Origin of the sequence: Gordonia sp. UBA7860, assembly GCF_002500165.1 — a bacterium.
Lineage (GTDB): Bacteria > Actinomycetota > Actinomycetes > Mycobacteriales > Mycobacteriaceae > Gordonia > Gordonia sputi.
In genome coordinates this window covers 14,182-29,847 of record NZ_DLSO01000047.1, presented here as the reverse complement: position 1 = coordinate 29,847, position 15,666 = coordinate 14,182, and the positions used below count along the sequence as shown (strand labels likewise).

Here is a 15,666-nt window from a genome sequence, read left to right as displayed (position 1 = left end):
AACTCGACGAGGCGACCGTCGCTGCGCTGCCCGCGCCGGCTCGTGCCGCGGCATCGATGACGCCCGCGTGGCCGTCGATCGATGCGCGTCCCGAGGATCTCGTCGTCATCGTCGGCGCCGGAGAGCTCGGACCCTACGGTTCGTCGCGCACCCGGTTCGAGATGGAGGTCGACGAAAAGCTGAGCGCGGCAGGCGTGTTGGAGCTTGCCTGGAACACCGGTCTGATCGTCTGGGACGACGCACCGAAGCCGGGCTGGTACGACACCGAGAGTGGCGATCCGGTCGACGAGGCCGATATCGCCGAGCGTTACCACGACGCGGTCGTCGAACGTTGCGGTATTCGACGCTACGCCGACGACGGTGCGATGGTCGACAACACCTCGCCGCTGCTCACGTCGATCTTCCTCGACGAGGATCTGAGCTTTACCGTCAGCTCCGAAGAGCAGGCCAGGGCATTCGCGGATGCTGATCCGGACAAGACGAGGATCGCTCCGATCTCCGACACCGGGGATTGGCGGGTCACGCGTCTGGCCGGTACCGAGATCCGCGTGCCCCGCAAGTTCGAGCTGAGCCGGACCGTCGGAGGTCAGATTCCGACCGGGTTCGACCCGACTCGCTGGGGTGTCACGCCCGACATGGTGGAATCAATCGACCGTGTGGCGCTGTGGAATCTCGTCGCGACCGTCGACGCCTTCCTGTCATCGGGCTTCACGCCGTCGGAACTGATGCGGTGGGTGCATCCGGGACTCGTCGCCAACACTCAGGGAACCGGCATGGGTGGCATGACGTCGATGCGTGAGCTGTATGTCAACACGCTGCTCGGCGAGGCGAAAGCCAACGACATCCTGCAGGAGGCGTTGCCGAATATCGTTGCCGCACACGTTGTTCAGTCGTACGTGGGCAGCTACGGTGCGATGATCCACCCTGTCGCTGCGTGTGCGACGGCCGCTGTGTCGGTCGAGGAGGGCGTCGACAAGATCCGTCTCGGCAAGGCGATGTTCGCGGTGGCGGGCGGATTCGACGATCTCGGTATCGAAGGCATCGTCGGATTCGGCGACATGTCGGCGACCGCGGAGTCGGCGAAGATGGCTGCACGCGGAATCGACGAGCGCCGGTACTCGCGTGCCAACGATCGGCGACGTGGTGGATTCGTCGAATCTGCCGGTGGCGGAACCATTCTGCTCGCTCGTGGCGACGTCGCGGCACAGCTCGGATTGCCGGTTCTCGGCGTCGTAGCCTGGGCGCAGAGTTTCGGCGACGGTGTTCACACCTCGATTCCCGCGCCGGGACTCGGAGCACTGGGCGCCGCACGTGGGGCGCTCGCCTCACCGTTGGCCGATGCGCTGGGTGCGCTCGGCGTGAGCGCCGACGATGTCGCGGTCGTGTCTAAGCACGACACCTCAACGCGCGCAAACGATCCCAATGAGTCCGAGCTCCACGAACGGCTCGCCGACGCGATCGGCAGGACGCCCGGCGCGCCCCTGTTCGTCGTGTCGCAGAAGTCGCTCACCGGCCATGCGAAGGGCGGCGCGGCGGCATTCCAGCTCATCGGGCTCTGTCAGGTGCTGCGCGACGGAGTGATCCCACCCAACCGCAGTCTCGACTGTGTCGATGAGCAGATGCGCGACTACCCCCATCTCGTGTGGGCGCGTGAGCCGCTCGCGCTCGGTGATCGATTCCCCCTGAAGGCAGGTCTGCTCACCAGCCTCGGCTTCGGCCACGTGTCGGGTCTGATCGCCATCGTTCATCCGGAAGCCTTTGTTGCAACTCTGGATTCGGATCAGGCGCAGAGCTATCGCGATCGGGCGGCACGCCGCGAACGTGATGGCGCACAGCGGCGGCTGGTCGCGATGTGCGGCGGCGAGCCTGCGTACCGACGTCCGTCGGGTCGTCGTTTCGACAGCACACTCGACGAGCATGATGCCGAAGCCGGACTGCTGCTCGATCCGGGTGCGCGGCTGACGACCGATGGTGCGTACGGCGCCGCGGCCGATGGACGCTGACGCGATGGCCGTACTCGGGGTGGGGATCGACGTCGTGTCGATCCCGGAGTTCGGAGACCAACTCGAGCAGGTGGGCACGAACTTCGTCGAGAGGTTCACGGTGGGCGAGCGGCGTGACGCGGCAACGGGTACGGGCGAGGATGCCCGTCACCTCGCGGCACGGTGGGCGGCGAAGGAGGCCGTGGTCAAGGCGTGGTCTGTGAGCCGATTCTCGCGCTCGCCGCTGCTGCCGCTGATCCGGCACAGTGATATCGAAGTGGTCACCGACACCTGGGGCCGTCCGGCGATCAGGTTGTCGGGAGAAATCGCCGAACACCTTCGTGACACGACCGTGCACATTTCGCTCACGCACGACGGGAACACCGCTGCCGCGGTGGCGATTCTGGAGGGGAGCTGACCGGAGGGTGCCCAATCCGTCTGTCGTGCAACGGATTCAGCTACCGGTCGACTCCTCGAGCAGGAGATATCCCGCGAGCATGCGCTTGAGTTCGTCGACCGTCGCGGCGTGGTCGTGGCCGTCCTGCACCGAGAAACTCAACAGTGAGTACGCGGTGTGGACCAGGACCTGTGCCATCATGTCCCGACGCCGTCCCTGCGAGGGGGTCAGCGGGGCAAGGATGCCTGCCACCTGTTCGGCGAGCACGCGTTCGTTGAGTGATGCCGTCGCGCGGGTGGCAGGCGTCGACTGGACGGCGAGCCAGACCGCGCGGCGCGACGGATCGTCGCGCCAGAGGGTCGCCAGATGGTCGAGAAACTTCTCGAGCAGGTTCGGCCATTCGAGCGACGGCACCTCCGAGGCGAAGGCGGCGAGCTCCTCACGTACCCCGACCGTGTCCTGTCGGTCGAGTTCGCAGACGATGACGTACTTGTTGGCGAAGTACTGATAGAGGGTTCCGATGGGCACTCCGGCGCGAACGGCGATCTCTTCGCAGGTGAGCGACTCGAAACCCACCTCGGTCAGCAGGTCCCGCGCCGTCGCCAGCATCGCGGAGAACTTTCGTTTGCTGCGCTCCTGCGTCGGGCGTTTGCGCGGCACCAGGGGTTCGGTACTCATCGGTTCGATCAGCTCGGTTCGATCAACGCCTGTGGTCACACCGACAGGTCGCGCCTGAGCTTGGCAACGTGCCCGGTGGCACGCACGTTGTACTGCGCGAGCGCGATGGTCCCGTGGTCGACGAGGAACGTCGACCTGATCACACCCGTGACGGTTTTGCCGTACAGCTTCTTCTCGCCGAAAGCGCCCCATGCGGTCATGACCGACTTGTCCGGATCGGACAGGAGTGGAAATGTCAGGCCCTCGGCGTCGGCGAATTTTGCCAGCTTCTCCTGCTTGTCAGGGGAGATGCCGACGACGGCGATGCCCTGTCCGTCCAGTTCGGCGAGGTTGTCGCGAAAGTCGCACGCCTGCTTGGTGCAGCCGGGAGTCGACGCCGCGGGGTAGAAGTAGACGATGACCTTCGAGTCGGCGTAGTCGGAGAGGGAGACCGCTTCGCCGTGGGCGTCGGTGAGTGTGAAGTCGGGCGCGGTGTCGCCGACCTCGAGACGGGATGTGCCAGACATGGTCGTCAGGCTAACCGATAGGGCAGGTCGACCGGGTGATCGACCCACAGCCGGGCAAACCGGGCACGGTCTCAACTCACGCGCGCAGGACGCGGCTCACCACCTCGCGATGACGTATTCTCGACATGTCGTTTGCTCTGTCGACGCGTGCGAGACCTGCCGTGGCCGCTGCGTGGACGGCGTTCTGGCGGAAAGATGCGGATCGGTGAGTCCGCATGTGTAGTGAAGAAAGTCTGGGAGGACAACTGTGGCCGGCGACACCGACCGTATCGAACAGGACATTGTGCAGGCGCGCGAGGACCTGGCCAACACGCTCGACGAACTCGCGGTTCGGGTGAGTCCCGAGCGGCTTGCCGACGACGCGAAGACCAAGCTGATCGCCTTGGTCAACAAGCCGGCGGTCAAGATCTCGCTCGCGGTTGCCGGCGCCGTCGTATTGGTTGTCGTCGTCCGCAAGGTGATCGCGTGACGCGTGCTCGTCCCTCCAGTTCTGTAGACCGACAGAAGTCCCGGGGTTCGCGTGCACGGCGTGTGGGCGCACTCGCGGCGGCCGGATTGGTGGTCGCCAGTGCGGCGGCTTGTTCTCAGTCGCCCGAGTATCCCGACACCGTCACCAATGCGCCTGCGCTGCAATCGTTTGCGCAGCCGACGATCTCGGTGACCGGCTGGCGTGATCGTCCGATGACCGACCACGCGGTCGGCGTCATGCCGGGCGCACCTGTGAAGGTCGCGGCACAGAACGGCAGTCTCACGTCCGTCGTCGTGTCGGGGCCCGATGGTCCGGTCGCGGGCAAGGTGTCGCCCGACGGCGGTACCTGGGTGTCGAGTCAGCCGCTCGACTTCGGTGGCGATTACACGCTCACCGCCGCGGCGAAGGGCGTCGAGGGCGACGGTGCCCGCAAGATCAGCTTCACGACGGCATCCGCGGACTCGCTGGCATCGGTGTCGTCGGTGGTTCAAGACAACGAAACCGTCGGTGTCGGGCAGACAGTTGCGATCAACTTCGACACTCCGGTCGCCAACAAGCTCAACGCGCAGCGTGCGATCACGGTGACCGCCGACCCGCCGGTCGAGGGTGCCTTCTACTGGCTCAACGACAGCATGGTGCGTTGGCGCCCCGAGCATTTCTGGAAGCCGGGCACCAAGGTGCACGTCGCGGCCAATCTCAAGGGCATCGACCTCGGTGGTGGCGTGTACGGCAGCAACAACCTCGACACCAATTTCAAGGTGGGGCGCAGTTTTGTCGCGGTTGCCGACGACAAGACCAAGAACATCACGATCTCGGTCGACGGCAAGGTCGTCAAGACGATGCCGACGTCGATGGGCAAGGATTCGACGCCGACCAACAACGGCATCTACATGGTCGCCGAGCGTGAGCCGAGCGTGATCATGGACTCGTCGACGTACGGCGTGCCGGTGAGCTCGCCCGGCGGCTATCGCGAGACCGTGTACGACGCGACTCGAATCTCGTTCAGCGGCATCTATGTTCACTCCGCGCCGTGGTCGTTGGGCGACCAGGGCGTCGACGACGTGAGCAACGGCTGTCTCAACGTGAGCCCCGCCAACGCGGAGTGGTTCTTGAACAACGCACTCCGAGGCGACGTCGTCATCGCGAAGAACACCGTCGGCGAGCCGTTGCCAGGAGACGACGGCCTCGGCGACTGGAACGTCCCGTGGGCGGTGTGGAAAAAGGGCAACGCATGAGTTCCCGTGCGGGAGAGGCCAAAAAGGGCTTCCGAGCAGGCGATTTCACTTCTGAGGCAGTGACCCTGTAAGGTTCTTTCTCGCACGGCCAAGCGCCATTAGCTCAATTGGCAGAGCAGCTGACTCTTAATCAGCGGGTTCGGGGTTCGAGTCCCTGATGGCGCACAAGAAGGTAGCTAGGTCGGAGGTATTTTCCTCTGACCTAGCTTTTTCGTTTGAGTGGCCACTGTGCCAAGAGTGTGCCAACGGGTTTCAGTGTGCCGCGGTCATCCGAAGAGTGCGTGTCGTCCTGTCGACGGCGTTGCCGGTCAAGGTCGGTGTGGTCCTAGACCCCGCGGCCATCTCCATCGACATCGTCGGCCCGCGCATCGACATCGAATGGAGCGTCGAGTCGGGAGAGCTGTTCCAGCGCAACCAGATTCAGGCGCGCGTTGAGGGCCGATTCGATGTTGCGGTGTACCAACCCGCCGCCATCTACCGGGTGGCGACCGCTGCGGCGGAACCCGCCTGCGTCACCCGATGACGCGAGCACCCGACGACCCGATGCCCTACCCGGCATCGGGGTCGTTCACATTACGTCCGTGTCTTCGGATGGGTAGACTTGTGGGACACCATCCGGAGGAGGACCTCATGAGCAGGCAGAATAGGCGTGCCGACGCTCTACGGAGGTTGTCTGCGCGCTACGGGAAGAATGACGACGCAGCCCTGGCCGGAGCCGCTCTCGATGCGGTCTACAGCGAGGTCCGCGAACGGGGCGAACTGTCGGAGGACGCGGCATTCGAGGAAGTCGAAGCCGAAACCGAACGTATCCGGCGCGAACGTCGCCAGGGTGTCTACGCCCGGTAGCCGGAGGTATCGGATAGTTGACCGTTGTCCTTGTACTGGACACCAACGCTCTTATAAGTGCAGCGCTCAGCCCGAGTGGTCATTCTGCGCAGCTCATCGAACTTGCTCGGCGGGGTCGCATCTCGCTCATCATGTCGGACCACCTGTGCGAAGAGTTGGAGACCAGGCTGGAGCGGGAAAAGTTCCGACGTTGGCTTTCTCTCGATGAGGTTCGAGATTTCGTCGACGCCGTAACCGTCGTAGCTGATTGGATCGACGACCGCCCCGACAACGAGATCCCTCTCGTCTGTGACGACCCAGACGATAACTACCTGGTTGCGCTGTTCCAGGATTCAGACGCAACGATGCTCGTGAGTGGCGACAAGGCCGTGCTGCGGATCGATTTCCCCGGCCTCGACGTGCGCAAGCCGGCTGCCGCGATAAAGGCCCTGGACTTCGTCCACGAATGGGGCGAAGGCTACATGGAGGGATCAGAAGAACGGTCGTGGGCACTAATCGATGCCGAGGGTCACCGCGGTGTCATAACGGCCTACACGGCGTTCACAGCCGTCCTGGACGAACCGAACGTCAAGGAACTACTCGCGTTCGTCGTCGTCCCGGAAACGCTCAAGCACTTCCGCAAACGTAAAGCATTGAAGTGGATACGCGAGCAACTCTCGGAGCGCGGAATGGCCACTCGCCCTATCTACGCGTCACCCGATGTCGCGTATATCAAGCTGCCGCCGGACCCTGGAACGAATCTGCGCGTGGTCGGGGACGTCCCATTGCCCGCAGACACAATTTTCGCCACGATGCAGCGATGCCCAGATCTCGATGACCTACCCGATGCCGACTTCGATCACTGGCGCGTTTTCGGGATCGGCGATGCTGTCGAGCCTGAACGAATCCGGCCGCGGCCGACGCTAGGGCAGTGATTCAAGAAACCCCGCTAGTGGGCTCTTAATCAGTGGGTTCGGGGTTCGAGTCCCTGATGGCGCACAACAACTACCGCGATCGCCCCGGTTCCGTCCGGGGCGATCGCTTTTTGCGCCGGACACTGGTCTCTGTCGTTCGGTCGTACGGCATGGCGGGCTAATGGTCATGTCGGGCGACTCGGGCATTCGTCGTATCTCGTACACTGGTGGCGCGCCATCGCGCACAGTCATTTGATCCACATCTGCGGCTCCACACAACGGAGGCCCGCGGATCGTTAGAACATCGGGCAGGAGTCACATGGTGAGCGGTCGTATCCAGCGACGCGGGTTGATGATCGTTGGAATGGTGGTTGCCGTGGCCGCGCTGCTGAGCTCGTGCTCGCAGACGGCGAAATACTCCGAGAATGTGCAGAGCTCAGCACTTTTCGGCGATCTCCTCATGCCGGGCGTCGAGATCACCGAGTGGGCCGACAGGCCACTGATCGATCAGGCGGTCGGCATTCAGCCCGGTGCGCCGATCACGGTTCAGGCCAGCGAGGGCGCACTGACCAATGTGCGGATCGACAAGGCCGACGGCACGCCGTTGCGTGGAAGCCTCAGCGAGGACGCGACGCGATGGACGAGTGCCGAGCCTCTCGGCTACGCGCGCAACTACACAGTGCAGGCCGACGCAAAGGGTATCGGCGGCACCAGCACCAAGCGCGTCTCGTTCACCACGCGAGCACCTGCCAATCTGACACAGGCGTACCTGACCCCGTCGAACGGCGAGACCGTCGGTGTCGGGCAACCGGTCGCCGTGAAGTTCGACGAACCCATTGCTGATCGCAAGGCCGCCCAGCGCGCGATCACCATCACCACCACGCCTCAGGTCGAGGGCGCCTTCTACTGGATCAGCGATACCGAGGTTCGCTGGCGGCCCAAGGACTACTGGAAGCCGGGAACCAAGGTCTCCGTTGCGGTGAACACCTACGGCATCGATTTGGGTGATGGCGTCTTCGGGCAGGAGAATCTCAAGTCGAACTTCACCGTCGGTCGTTCGATGGTGGTGACCGCCGATGACCGCACCAAGCAGGTGGTGTTCAATCGCGACGGCAAGGACATCCGCACGATGCCGACATCGATGGGCAAGCCGGGTACCGAGACCGACAACGGTGTGTACCTCGTGTCCGACAAGCACGACAACATGATCATGGACTCCTCGACCTACGGCGTCCCCGTCGGTTCCGCAGACGGCTACCGCACCCCGGTCGACTACGCGACCCGTATGTCCTACAGCGGAATCTTCTTCCACTCCGCACCGTGGTCGGTGTGGGCGCAGGGCAACACCAACACGAGCCACGGGTGCCTCAATCTCAGTCCCGACAACGCGCTGTGGGTCATGCAGAACACGTTGCGAGGCGACCCGGTGATCGTCAAGAACACCGCGGGCGGGACGCTCTCGGGCACCGACGGACTCGGCGACTGGAATGTCCCCTGGGCGGTCTGGTCGAAGGGCAACGCCTAGCACCTACCGTGACACCAGTCACTGTTACGATCGGCGGTGACATTGTTTGCCGACGATCGAGGTGTACAGCATGGCCGAGCGTTCCCCGTGGGAAACCGACGACCTGACAGCGGTGCGCGATCTCGCTCGCAGTTTCTGCGAGAAGGAGATCAAGCCGAATATCGAGAAGTTCATCGAGCAGCACCACGTCGACCGTGAGCTGTGGAACAAAGCAGGTGAACTCGGCCTGCTGTGCATGTCGATTCCCGAGGAGTACGGCGGAGGCGGCGGAACGTTCGCCCACGAAGCGGTGCTGATCGAAGAGCAGGCGCGCATCGCGGACTCATCGTGGGGTGCGAGTCTGCACAACGGGATCGTCGCCCACTACCTCCTCGCCTACGGGTCGGAGGAGCAGAAGCGCACCTGGCTCCCGAAGATGGCGTCGGGCGAGGTTGTCGGCGCCATCGCGATGACCGAGCCGGGTACCGGATCCGATCTCCAGGCCGTGAAGACCAAGGCGATCCGCGAGGGTGATGAGTACGTCATCGACGGCTCGAAGATCTTCATCACCAACGGCGGCCAGGCCGACCTCATCATCGTCGTCGCCAAGACCGACGTGAGCGAGGGCGCCAAGGGAATCTCGCTGGTTCTCGTCGAGGCTGATCGTCCCGGGTTCAGGCGTGGTCGCGTGCTCGACAAGGTCGGGCAGCGCGGGCAGGACACCTCGGAGCTCTTCTTCGACAGTGTGCGGGTACCGACGTCGAACCTGCTCGGCACCGACGAGGGGCAGGGCTTCATCCAGCTCATGCAGCAGCTTCCGCAGGAGCGTCTGATCATCGCCGTCGCGTCGACGGCAGGGATGGAGGTCGCGCTCGAGCACACGCTCGCCTACACCAAGGACCGCACAGCGTTCGGCCGACCCATCTTCGGATTCCAGAACACCAAGTTCAAGCTCGCAGAGGTCGCCACCGAGGCGCGGATCGCCCGTGTGTTCACTGACGACTGCATCATCAAGCATCTCGACGGCAAACTCGACATCCCGACAGTTGCGATGGCCAAGTGGTGGACCAGTGAGCGGGCGATGGCGGTGGCCGACGAGTGTCTGCAACTCTTCGGTGGCTACGGGTACATGAACGAGTACCCGATCGCGCGGATGTGGGCCGATCAGCGTGTGCAGAAGATCTACGCGGGCACCAACGAGATCATGAAGGAGATCATCTCGCGCAGCCTCTGAGGCCGAGTGGGCGGTTCAGTCGGCGAACGCTGCGAGCATCGCCAACTTCTCGTGGTCGGACGAGCCCGGGACAGCGGTGTAGACCAGAAGTGCCTGAGCGCTGCTCGGATCGAACAGCGTCTGGCACTGCACCTCGATGACACCCAGCGAAACGTGGACGATCCGCTTGTCGATATCGGTCAGCGTGACGCCCACATCGTGGCGGTGCCACAACTCCGCGAACTCGGCGCTCTCGGCTAGTAGGGCGTCGGCGACTTCAGCTGCACGCGAATCAGGTCCGAGCCGGGTGACGGCCTCCCGCAGCCTGGCCGTGTGCGCCCGTGCGTGTAGGGCGTGATCCTCGGGGAGAAACCGCCCACGGGTATCGGCGTCGGTGAACCACCGATACGCGATCGAGCGGCTGAGCCCGGTGAAGGCACTGTCGTCCCCGACGAGTGCGACGGCCAGCGGGGTTTGTACGAGAGTCTCACCGGCACTGTTGACGACCATCGCCGGAGTGTCGGTGAGGCGGTCGATGATGCGCAGCATGCCGGGGGAGACGTGATCGTCGCGGCTGAGTCGGTCGGGCGCGTTGTGTCCTGCCAAGCGGAACAGGTGGTCGCGTTCATCGAGGGACAGGTGCAGTGCCCGCGCGATGGCTGTGACCATCTGGTCCGATGGATGCGGGCCGCGTTGCTGTTCGAGTCGTGTGTAGTAGTCGACCGACATTCCGGCGAGCGCCGCGACCTCCTCACGTCGAAGCCCGCGGGCTCTGCGGCGTTGTCCGACGCCGAGACCGACGTCTGCGGGTTGCAACGACTCGCGGCGCCGACGGAGGAACTCGGCGAGGCCCGCCCGATCGACGGTGCTCACCGGGCACGCTCAAAGGGCCGTGGATGTTCGGTCATCTCTCCAGGGTGACCGATCAGCCGGAGGTGAACCAGGGATCGTCGGTCCCCGGATATCGGGTGCCTTGTCGGAGTCGCGACAGGGGAGTGAACTCGGTGACACGACCGAGGAACGGCACACGGCCGGACCACACGGCAACGAGGAGACGACATGAAGACAAGCGGTAACACCATTTTCATCGCGGGCGCGACGTCGGGTATCGGACTCGGTCTCGCTCTGAGGCTGCAGGAGGCGGGCAACACGGTCATCGTCGGCGGGCGGCGTAGCGAACTCCTCGACCAGATCGTCGCCGAGCACCCCGGGATCGAAGCGGTCCGCATCGACACGACCGACACCGACGACGTCAACCGCGCGGCCGCGGACGTGAACCGACGCTTCCCCGACCTGAACGTGGTTGTCGCGATGTCGGGGATCATGCGCGCCGAGGACCTTACGACCCCCGACTTCCTGGAGACGGCGGCCGTCGAGGTCGACACCAACATCCTGGGGCCGCTACGTCTGGTCGCGGCCTTCACCGACGCACTCACCGGTAAGGACGGAGCCACGTTCATCACGGTGTCGTCGGGTCTCGCGTTCACCCCGATGGTCGGTGCCCCTACCTACAGCGCCACGAAGGCTGCCATCCACTCGCTCTCGGAGAGCCTTCGAATTCAATTGGCGAACAAGGGGATCGACGTCCTCGAGTTGGTCCCGCCGGCAGTGCAGACCGACCTCATGCCCGGACAGGCCGAAGCCGACTGGGCCATGCCACTCGACGACTTCCTCACCGAGGTGATGGCACTGTTGCCGACCGCTGACCGCGAAATTCTGGTCGAGCGGGTCAAGCCGCTGCGGTTCTCCGAGGTGTCGGGAGAACACGACCAACTGGTGACGATGCTGGCCCACCTTGGTTGACCAGAGTCGTCCCTGAGTTGGTGGGGGTCACTTGCGGTCTTTGATGATCTTCTTGACTTCGTCGGCGTCGACGTTCTTGGCGATGAGCTTGCCGCTCTTGGACTTTCGTACCGAGTACGTGTCCTTCTTCTTGCCCGGCGCAACGTGGAGCCCCGACTTCTTCGCGGCCTTGTTCAGATCTTCCAGCACGGGTGCAGATCGTAGAGCATGAAAGTGAACTCCACGCTACGACGACGCGCTCACCGAACGCACAAGGCCCTGCCCACTGATCCGTGGGCAGGGCCTTGACCTGCGGGGTGAGCGACGGGACTCGAACCCGCGACAGCCAGGATCACAACCTGGTGCTCTACCAACTGAACTACGCTCACCATCGGCATCGGAAACCCAGGAAGAACACTGGGTCCCAGAGCCAAGGTCATACTCTAGCGGTTCGGACGCTCCGAACTCCAATCGGTTGACTGACCTGCGTGTTCAGGCAGGCCCGAGATCCTTGACGATCGTCGTGAGGGTGTCGACGTCGGGGCCTGGCTGGGGAACGAAGGCCGCAGCCCGGTAGTAGCGGAGCTCACGGATCGACTCGCGGATGTCGGCAAGGGCGCGGTGCGCGAGGCCCTTTTCGGGCTGATTGAAGTAGACGCGCGGGTACCAGCGTCGAGTGAGTTCTTTGATCGAGCTGACGTCGACCATGCGGTAGTGCAGGTAGGCGTCGAGTTCGGGCATGTCCCGGGCGATGAAGCCCCGGTCGGTGGCGATCGAGTTGCCTGCGAGGGGGACTGCGCCCGACGTTGTCACGTGCGCGCGGATGTAGTCGAGGACCATCGCCTCGGCTTCCGGGACGGTGATCGCCGACCGTCGAACCTCGTCGGTCAGTCCCGAGTCGGCGTGCATTTTGGTCACGACGTCGGGCATCGCGTCGAGATCGGCGTCGTCGGCGTGGATGACCACGTCGACGCCGTCGCCCAGAATGTTGAGGTCACTGTCGGTGACCAGGGCGGCGATCTCGATCAGTTTGTCCTTCTCGAGATCGAGGCCGGTCATTTCGCAATCGATCCACACCAGTTTGTCCTGCACGCATCAACCTTAGCGGGCGACGATCCGCGGCTATTGTTTGCTGTAGTGCACCGACCCGCCAGAGCTGTGACCACTGTCGTGCTCGGGCAATCCAACCGCCGGAAGGACATGTTCGTGACCGATCCCACCCAGGCCGCCCAGACGATCGCACAGGGCTACCAGTTCGCTTCGACAGCGCTTGAACTCGGCACGGTATCTGTCGACGGCCAGGTCGACTCGACGGCCAAGGTTCGTATCCCGCTGGCGATGATGAACCGTCACGGGCTGGTGTCCGGAGCGACGGGCACGGGTAAGACCAAGACCTTGCAACTCATCGCAGAACAGTTGTCGGCCAATGGCGTTCCGGTCGTGATGGCCAACATCAAGGGCGACCTGTCGGGGCTGAGCCGGCAGGGGGTGTCCAACGACAGAATCACCGCACGCGCGGCGCAGACCGGCGACGACTGGTCGCCGACGGCGTATCCGGTCGAGTTCGTGTCGCTCGGATCGCAGGGGATCGGGGTGCCGGTGCGTGCGACGATCACTGCGTTCGGGCCGATTCTGCTCAGTAAGGTGTTGGGGCTCAACGACACCCAGGAATCGACGCTCGGACTGATCTTCCATTGGGCAGACAAGAACGGCCTGGCCCTGCTCGACCTCAAAGACATCCGGTCGGTGATCGCCTACCTGACCAGCGATGAGGGTAAGCCAGAACTCAAGGCGATCGGTGGGGTTTCGACGCAGACCGCCGGAGTCATCCTGCGCGCACTGACGAATCTCGAAGCGGCAGGCGGCGATACGTTCTTCGGTGAGCCGGAACTCAATCCGCAGGATCTGCTGCGGCTCGCTCCGGACGGCCGCGGCATCATCACTCTCTTCGAGTTGGGCGATCAAGCCGCCAATCCGGTCCTGTTCTCCACGTTCCTCATGTGGATACTGGCGGAACTGTTCGAGTCCCTCCCCGAGGTCGGCGACGTCGACAAACCCAAGCTGGTCTTCATCTTCGACGAGTCGCATCTGCTGTTCAACGACGCGTCGAAAGCCTTTATCGCGCAGGTGGTGCAGACGGTCAAGTTGATCCGGTCCAAGGGCGTCGGCGTGTTCTTCTGTTCGCAGTTGCCGACCGACATTCCCAACGATGTGCTGTCCCAATTGGGCGCCCGAGTCCAGCACGCGCTGCGCGTATTCACCCCCGACGATCAGAAGGCGCTCAGCAAGACAGTCAAGACCTACCCGGTATCGGACGTCTACAAGCTCGATCAGGCGCTGACGTCACTCGGGACCGGCGAGGCGATCGTGACCGTGCTGTCGGAGAAAGGTGCGCCGACGCCGGTCGCGTGGACGGTCATTCGAGCGCCCCGGTCGTCGATGGAAGCTGTTGCGGCAGCAGATATCACGGCCGCAGCGAAAGCGAGTCCGCTCTACCACACCTACGGCACGGCCATCGACAACAAGTCGGCCTACGAAATGCTCGCCGCGAAGATGCTCTCGCCCGGTGAGTCGCCCGACGCTCCGGCACCGACGCCGCCCGCGCAGGCGCCTGCGCCGACCCCGGCACCTGTACCTGCTCCTGTGCCCGAAGAGCCCGGCATGATCACCGAAATCCTGACGAGCGAGCCGATGCAGAGATTCTTGCGCAACGCTGCCGGCCAGGCGGGCCGCGAGTTCAGTCGAGCGATCTTCGGTACCGGGCGTCGTCGGCGTTGAGGACGACGCCCGGCACCGTTGAGTGCTACAGGTCTAGTTGGACCGTCACCGCATTGCCCGGGCCGGATGCGATGGGATTGAGCAGCGGTGTGAGCGCGCCGCAGCCTGCCAGCGGTGGGATCGTCAGGTCGCCCTTGAGGGTGAGGGGTGCGAAGAAATCGGTGCCCTCGTCCTCGGAGAAGGGGATCTGGCCGGTCAGCACCAGTTCAGCGGGGGTGCTTGTCGTACACGGAGCACCGACGAGATTGAACTCCTTGATCCCAAGCGGTTCGATCCGCTGGATCTGAATGTTGAGCTTCTGAGTGACCTTGACGTCCATCGGTCCCTGGCCCGTCGGCGTGGCGTTTCCGGTCGCTGGTCCGTCGGGAATCATCTTGATTTGCAGCGTTGCTACACGTAGGTCGGCCAGTCTCCACGCGGCACGTGTCTGCGCCGACTGGATCGTGGATTCCAGTGCGAACGGTGGCATCGACTCGGCCTTCGTCCGCTCTGTGGTTGTGAAGACCACGTCGACGCCGAGATTCTTGAGGTGAGTGGTCACCGTGGTGTGCTTGTGGTTGATGTAGAGCGAAGGGGCCGCCTCCGCGTGTACGGAAGTGGCGAAAACGGCTGCGGCAGTTGCGGATAGCGTTGCGGCCGTGATGACTGTCCGACGTAGACGGGTGAAGCGACGCATGAGACCTCCTGAGAACGAGCCAGCACCTACCTGTGAGTAAGTTCTCAGAAACTAGCACTGTGTGATTTGGCTAACTATCAGATTCTCGATTTGTCCCGGTGAAGGGCAGAGCCGGTCATCGCGAGCCGGGTCACACCATTGGCGACACGGGCCAATCGTCGGGGTACCGATCGGCAACCTCATCGGCGTCGCGGAAGAGTCGTTTGCGAGCCTTGGCGGTCAAGCGATCGCCGAACACCATGCCGCGCGTGTGGTCGGTCTCGTGCTGTAGACAGCGGCCGAGTATCCCGCCCGCTGTCACGGTGACCGGTTGGCCGAATTGGTCGACGCCTCGACACGTCGCGACCTTCGGACGGGCGAGATCCTCATGGGCACCCGGCAGCGAAAGACATCCCTCGCCCAGCGTCGCGAGTTCCCTGTCGCGGCCCTCGGGGAGTTCGAGCTCGGGATTGCAGATCACGCCCGTACGTCGCCTGCCTGTCTCGTCGCCGCAGTCGTACACGAATACCGCGAGGTCGACGCCGATCTGGGCCGCGGCAAGACCCGCACCCGGTGCCGCGGTATTGGTGGCGAACATGTCGGCGATCAGATGCTGCAGCTGGTCGTCGAAGTCGGTCACCGGACGGGCAGGCGTATGCAGGACAGGGTCGCCCCACCGCACGATCGGGCGCGGCGTACCGATGCGGAGCAATTCTTCGAGTGGCATC

The 15,666-nt window shown here is 63.9% G+C and carries 18 protein-coding genes and 2 tRNA genes; 12 read left to right on the top strand and 8 right to left on the bottom strand.

Going from position 1 to position 15,666, the window contains the following annotated elements; all coding sequences use genetic code 11:
• Positions 1-2,003: beta-ketoacyl synthase N-terminal-like domain-containing protein (locus tag B3T59_RS06965; RefSeq protein ID WP_287001827.1), on the top strand; the 2,003-nt coding region annotated here is incomplete at its 5' end.
• Positions 2,004-2,007: 4 nt separating this feature from the next.
• Positions 2,008-2,400, top strand: a complete 393-nt coding sequence (locus B3T59_RS06960) for a holo-ACP synthase (RefSeq protein ID WP_039856554.1) — start codon at positions 2,008-2,010, stop codon at positions 2,398-2,400.
• A 36-nt stretch (positions 2,401-2,436) separates the two neighbouring features.
• On the opposite strand, the gene B3T59_RS06955 is transcribed toward B3T59_RS06960, so the two are convergent.
• Together B3T59_RS06955 and bcp are read right to left on the bottom strand one after the other, a co-directional pair.
• The gene (locus tag B3T59_RS06955; protein WP_005207799.1) at positions 2,437-3,057 is read right to left on the bottom strand and encodes a TetR/AcrR family transcriptional regulator; all 621 of its coding nucleotides are present in this window, start codon (positions 3,055-3,057) and stop codon (positions 2,437-2,439) included.
• A gap of 35 nt (positions 3,058-3,092) precedes the next feature.
• Positions 3,093-3,563, bottom strand: coding sequence for a thioredoxin-dependent thiol peroxidase (bcp, locus tag B3T59_RS06950; protein WP_064866631.1), 471 nt, complete (start codon positions 3,561-3,563; stop codon positions 3,093-3,095).
• Between the two features lie 247 nt (positions 3,564-3,810).
• Here bcp and B3T59_RS06945 point away from each other — a divergent pair, with 247 nt between their 5' ends.
• The 8 genes from B3T59_RS06945 to B3T59_RS06910 all read left to right on the top strand — a co-directional run bounded on the left by B3T59_RS06945 (position 3,811) and on the right by B3T59_RS06910 (position 9,744).
• A complete protein-coding gene (locus tag B3T59_RS06945) occupies positions 3,811-4,032 on the top strand; it encodes a DUF3618 domain-containing protein (protein ID WP_005207797.1) in 222 nt (73 codons plus the stop codon).
• Entirely contained in the window at positions 4,029-5,267 is a 1,239-nt protein-coding gene (locus B3T59_RS06940) for a L,D-transpeptidase (protein WP_064862414.1), read from the top strand. Before B3T59_RS06945 ends, B3T59_RS06940 begins: the two co-directional genes overlap by 4 nt.
• Before the next feature lie 92 nt (positions 5,268-5,359).
• Positions 5,360-5,432: transfer RNA gene (locus tag B3T59_RS06935), tRNA-Lys, on the top strand.
• A gap of 112 nt (positions 5,433-5,544) precedes the next feature.
• Complete coding sequence (locus tag B3T59_RS06930; RefSeq protein ID WP_005207795.1) at positions 5,545-5,790, top strand: hypothetical protein; 246 nt, start codon at positions 5,545-5,547, stop codon at positions 5,788-5,790.
• A gap of 107 nt (positions 5,791-5,897) precedes the next feature.
• Complete coding sequence (locus B3T59_RS06925) at positions 5,898-6,113, top strand: hypothetical protein (protein ID WP_005207794.1); 216 nt, start codon at positions 5,898-5,900, stop codon at positions 6,111-6,113.
• 17 nt (positions 6,114-6,130) lie between these two features.
• Complete coding sequence (locus tag B3T59_RS06920; protein WP_005207793.1) at positions 6,131-7,027, top strand: putative toxin-antitoxin system toxin component, PIN family; 897 nt, start codon at positions 6,131-6,133, stop codon at positions 7,025-7,027.
• Positions 7,028-7,325: 298 nt separating this feature from the next.
• Positions 7,326-8,531: a L,D-transpeptidase gene (locus tag B3T59_RS06915; RefSeq protein ID WP_005207792.1), complete on the top strand. Its 1,206-nt coding sequence runs from the start codon at positions 7,326-7,328 to the stop codon at positions 8,529-8,531.
• 70 nt (positions 8,532-8,601) lie between these two features.
• Positions 8,602-9,744 carry an acyl-CoA dehydrogenase family protein gene (locus tag B3T59_RS06910; RefSeq protein WP_287001826.1) on the top strand — a complete coding sequence of 381 codons (1,143 nt, stop codon included), beginning with the start codon at positions 8,602-8,604 and terminating at the stop codon, positions 9,742-9,744.
• Between the two features lie 15 nt (positions 9,745-9,759).
• On the opposite strand, the gene B3T59_RS06905 is transcribed toward B3T59_RS06910, so the two are convergent.
• On the bottom strand, positions 9,760-10,596 hold the full coding sequence (locus B3T59_RS06905) for a helix-turn-helix transcriptional regulator (protein ID WP_064864762.1): 837 nt from the start codon (positions 10,594-10,596) through the stop codon (positions 9,760-9,762).
• A 186-nt stretch (positions 10,597-10,782) separates the two neighbouring features.
• On the opposite strand from B3T59_RS06905, the gene B3T59_RS06900 reads away from it, so the two are divergent.
• Complete coding sequence (locus B3T59_RS06900) at positions 10,783-11,526, top strand: SDR family oxidoreductase (protein WP_064864763.1); 744 nt, start codon at positions 10,783-10,785, stop codon at positions 11,524-11,526.
• Positions 11,527-11,553: 27 nt separating this feature from the next.
• On the opposite strand, the gene B3T59_RS06895 is transcribed toward B3T59_RS06900, so the two are convergent.
• The 3 genes from B3T59_RS06895 to orn all read right to left on the bottom strand — a co-directional run bounded on the left by B3T59_RS06895 (position 11,554) and on the right by orn (position 12,597).
• Positions 11,554-11,715: a hypothetical protein gene (locus B3T59_RS06895; protein WP_005207788.1), complete on the bottom strand. Its 162-nt coding sequence runs from the start codon at positions 11,713-11,715 to the stop codon at positions 11,554-11,556.
• A 106-nt stretch (positions 11,716-11,821) separates the two neighbouring features.
• Positions 11,822-11,894: transfer RNA gene (locus B3T59_RS06890), tRNA-His, on the bottom strand.
• A 103-nt stretch (positions 11,895-11,997) separates the two neighbouring features.
• A complete protein-coding gene (gene orn, locus B3T59_RS06885) occupies positions 11,998-12,597 on the bottom strand; it encodes an oligoribonuclease (protein WP_005207787.1) in 600 nt (199 codons plus the stop codon).
• Between the two features lie 114 nt (positions 12,598-12,711).
• Between orn and B3T59_RS06880 the strand changes: the two genes are divergently transcribed.
• A complete protein-coding gene (locus tag B3T59_RS06880) occupies positions 12,712-14,283 on the top strand; it encodes a helicase HerA-like domain-containing protein (RefSeq protein ID WP_287001825.1) in 1,572 nt (523 codons plus the stop codon).
• Positions 14,284-14,308: 25 nt separating this feature from the next.
• Here the strand turns inward: B3T59_RS06880 and B3T59_RS06875 are convergent, their stop codons facing one another.
• Both B3T59_RS06875 and def read right to left on the bottom strand, forming a co-directional pair.
• A complete protein-coding gene (locus B3T59_RS06875) occupies positions 14,309-14,959 on the bottom strand; it encodes a hypothetical protein (RefSeq protein ID WP_005207785.1) in 651 nt (216 codons plus the stop codon).
• A 130-nt stretch (positions 14,960-15,089) separates the two neighbouring features.
• The gene (gene def, locus B3T59_RS06870; protein WP_005207784.1) at positions 15,090-15,665 is read right to left on the bottom strand and encodes a peptide deformylase; all 576 of its coding nucleotides are present in this window, start codon (positions 15,663-15,665) and stop codon (positions 15,090-15,092) included.
• Position 15,666: the final 1 nt, after the last annotated feature.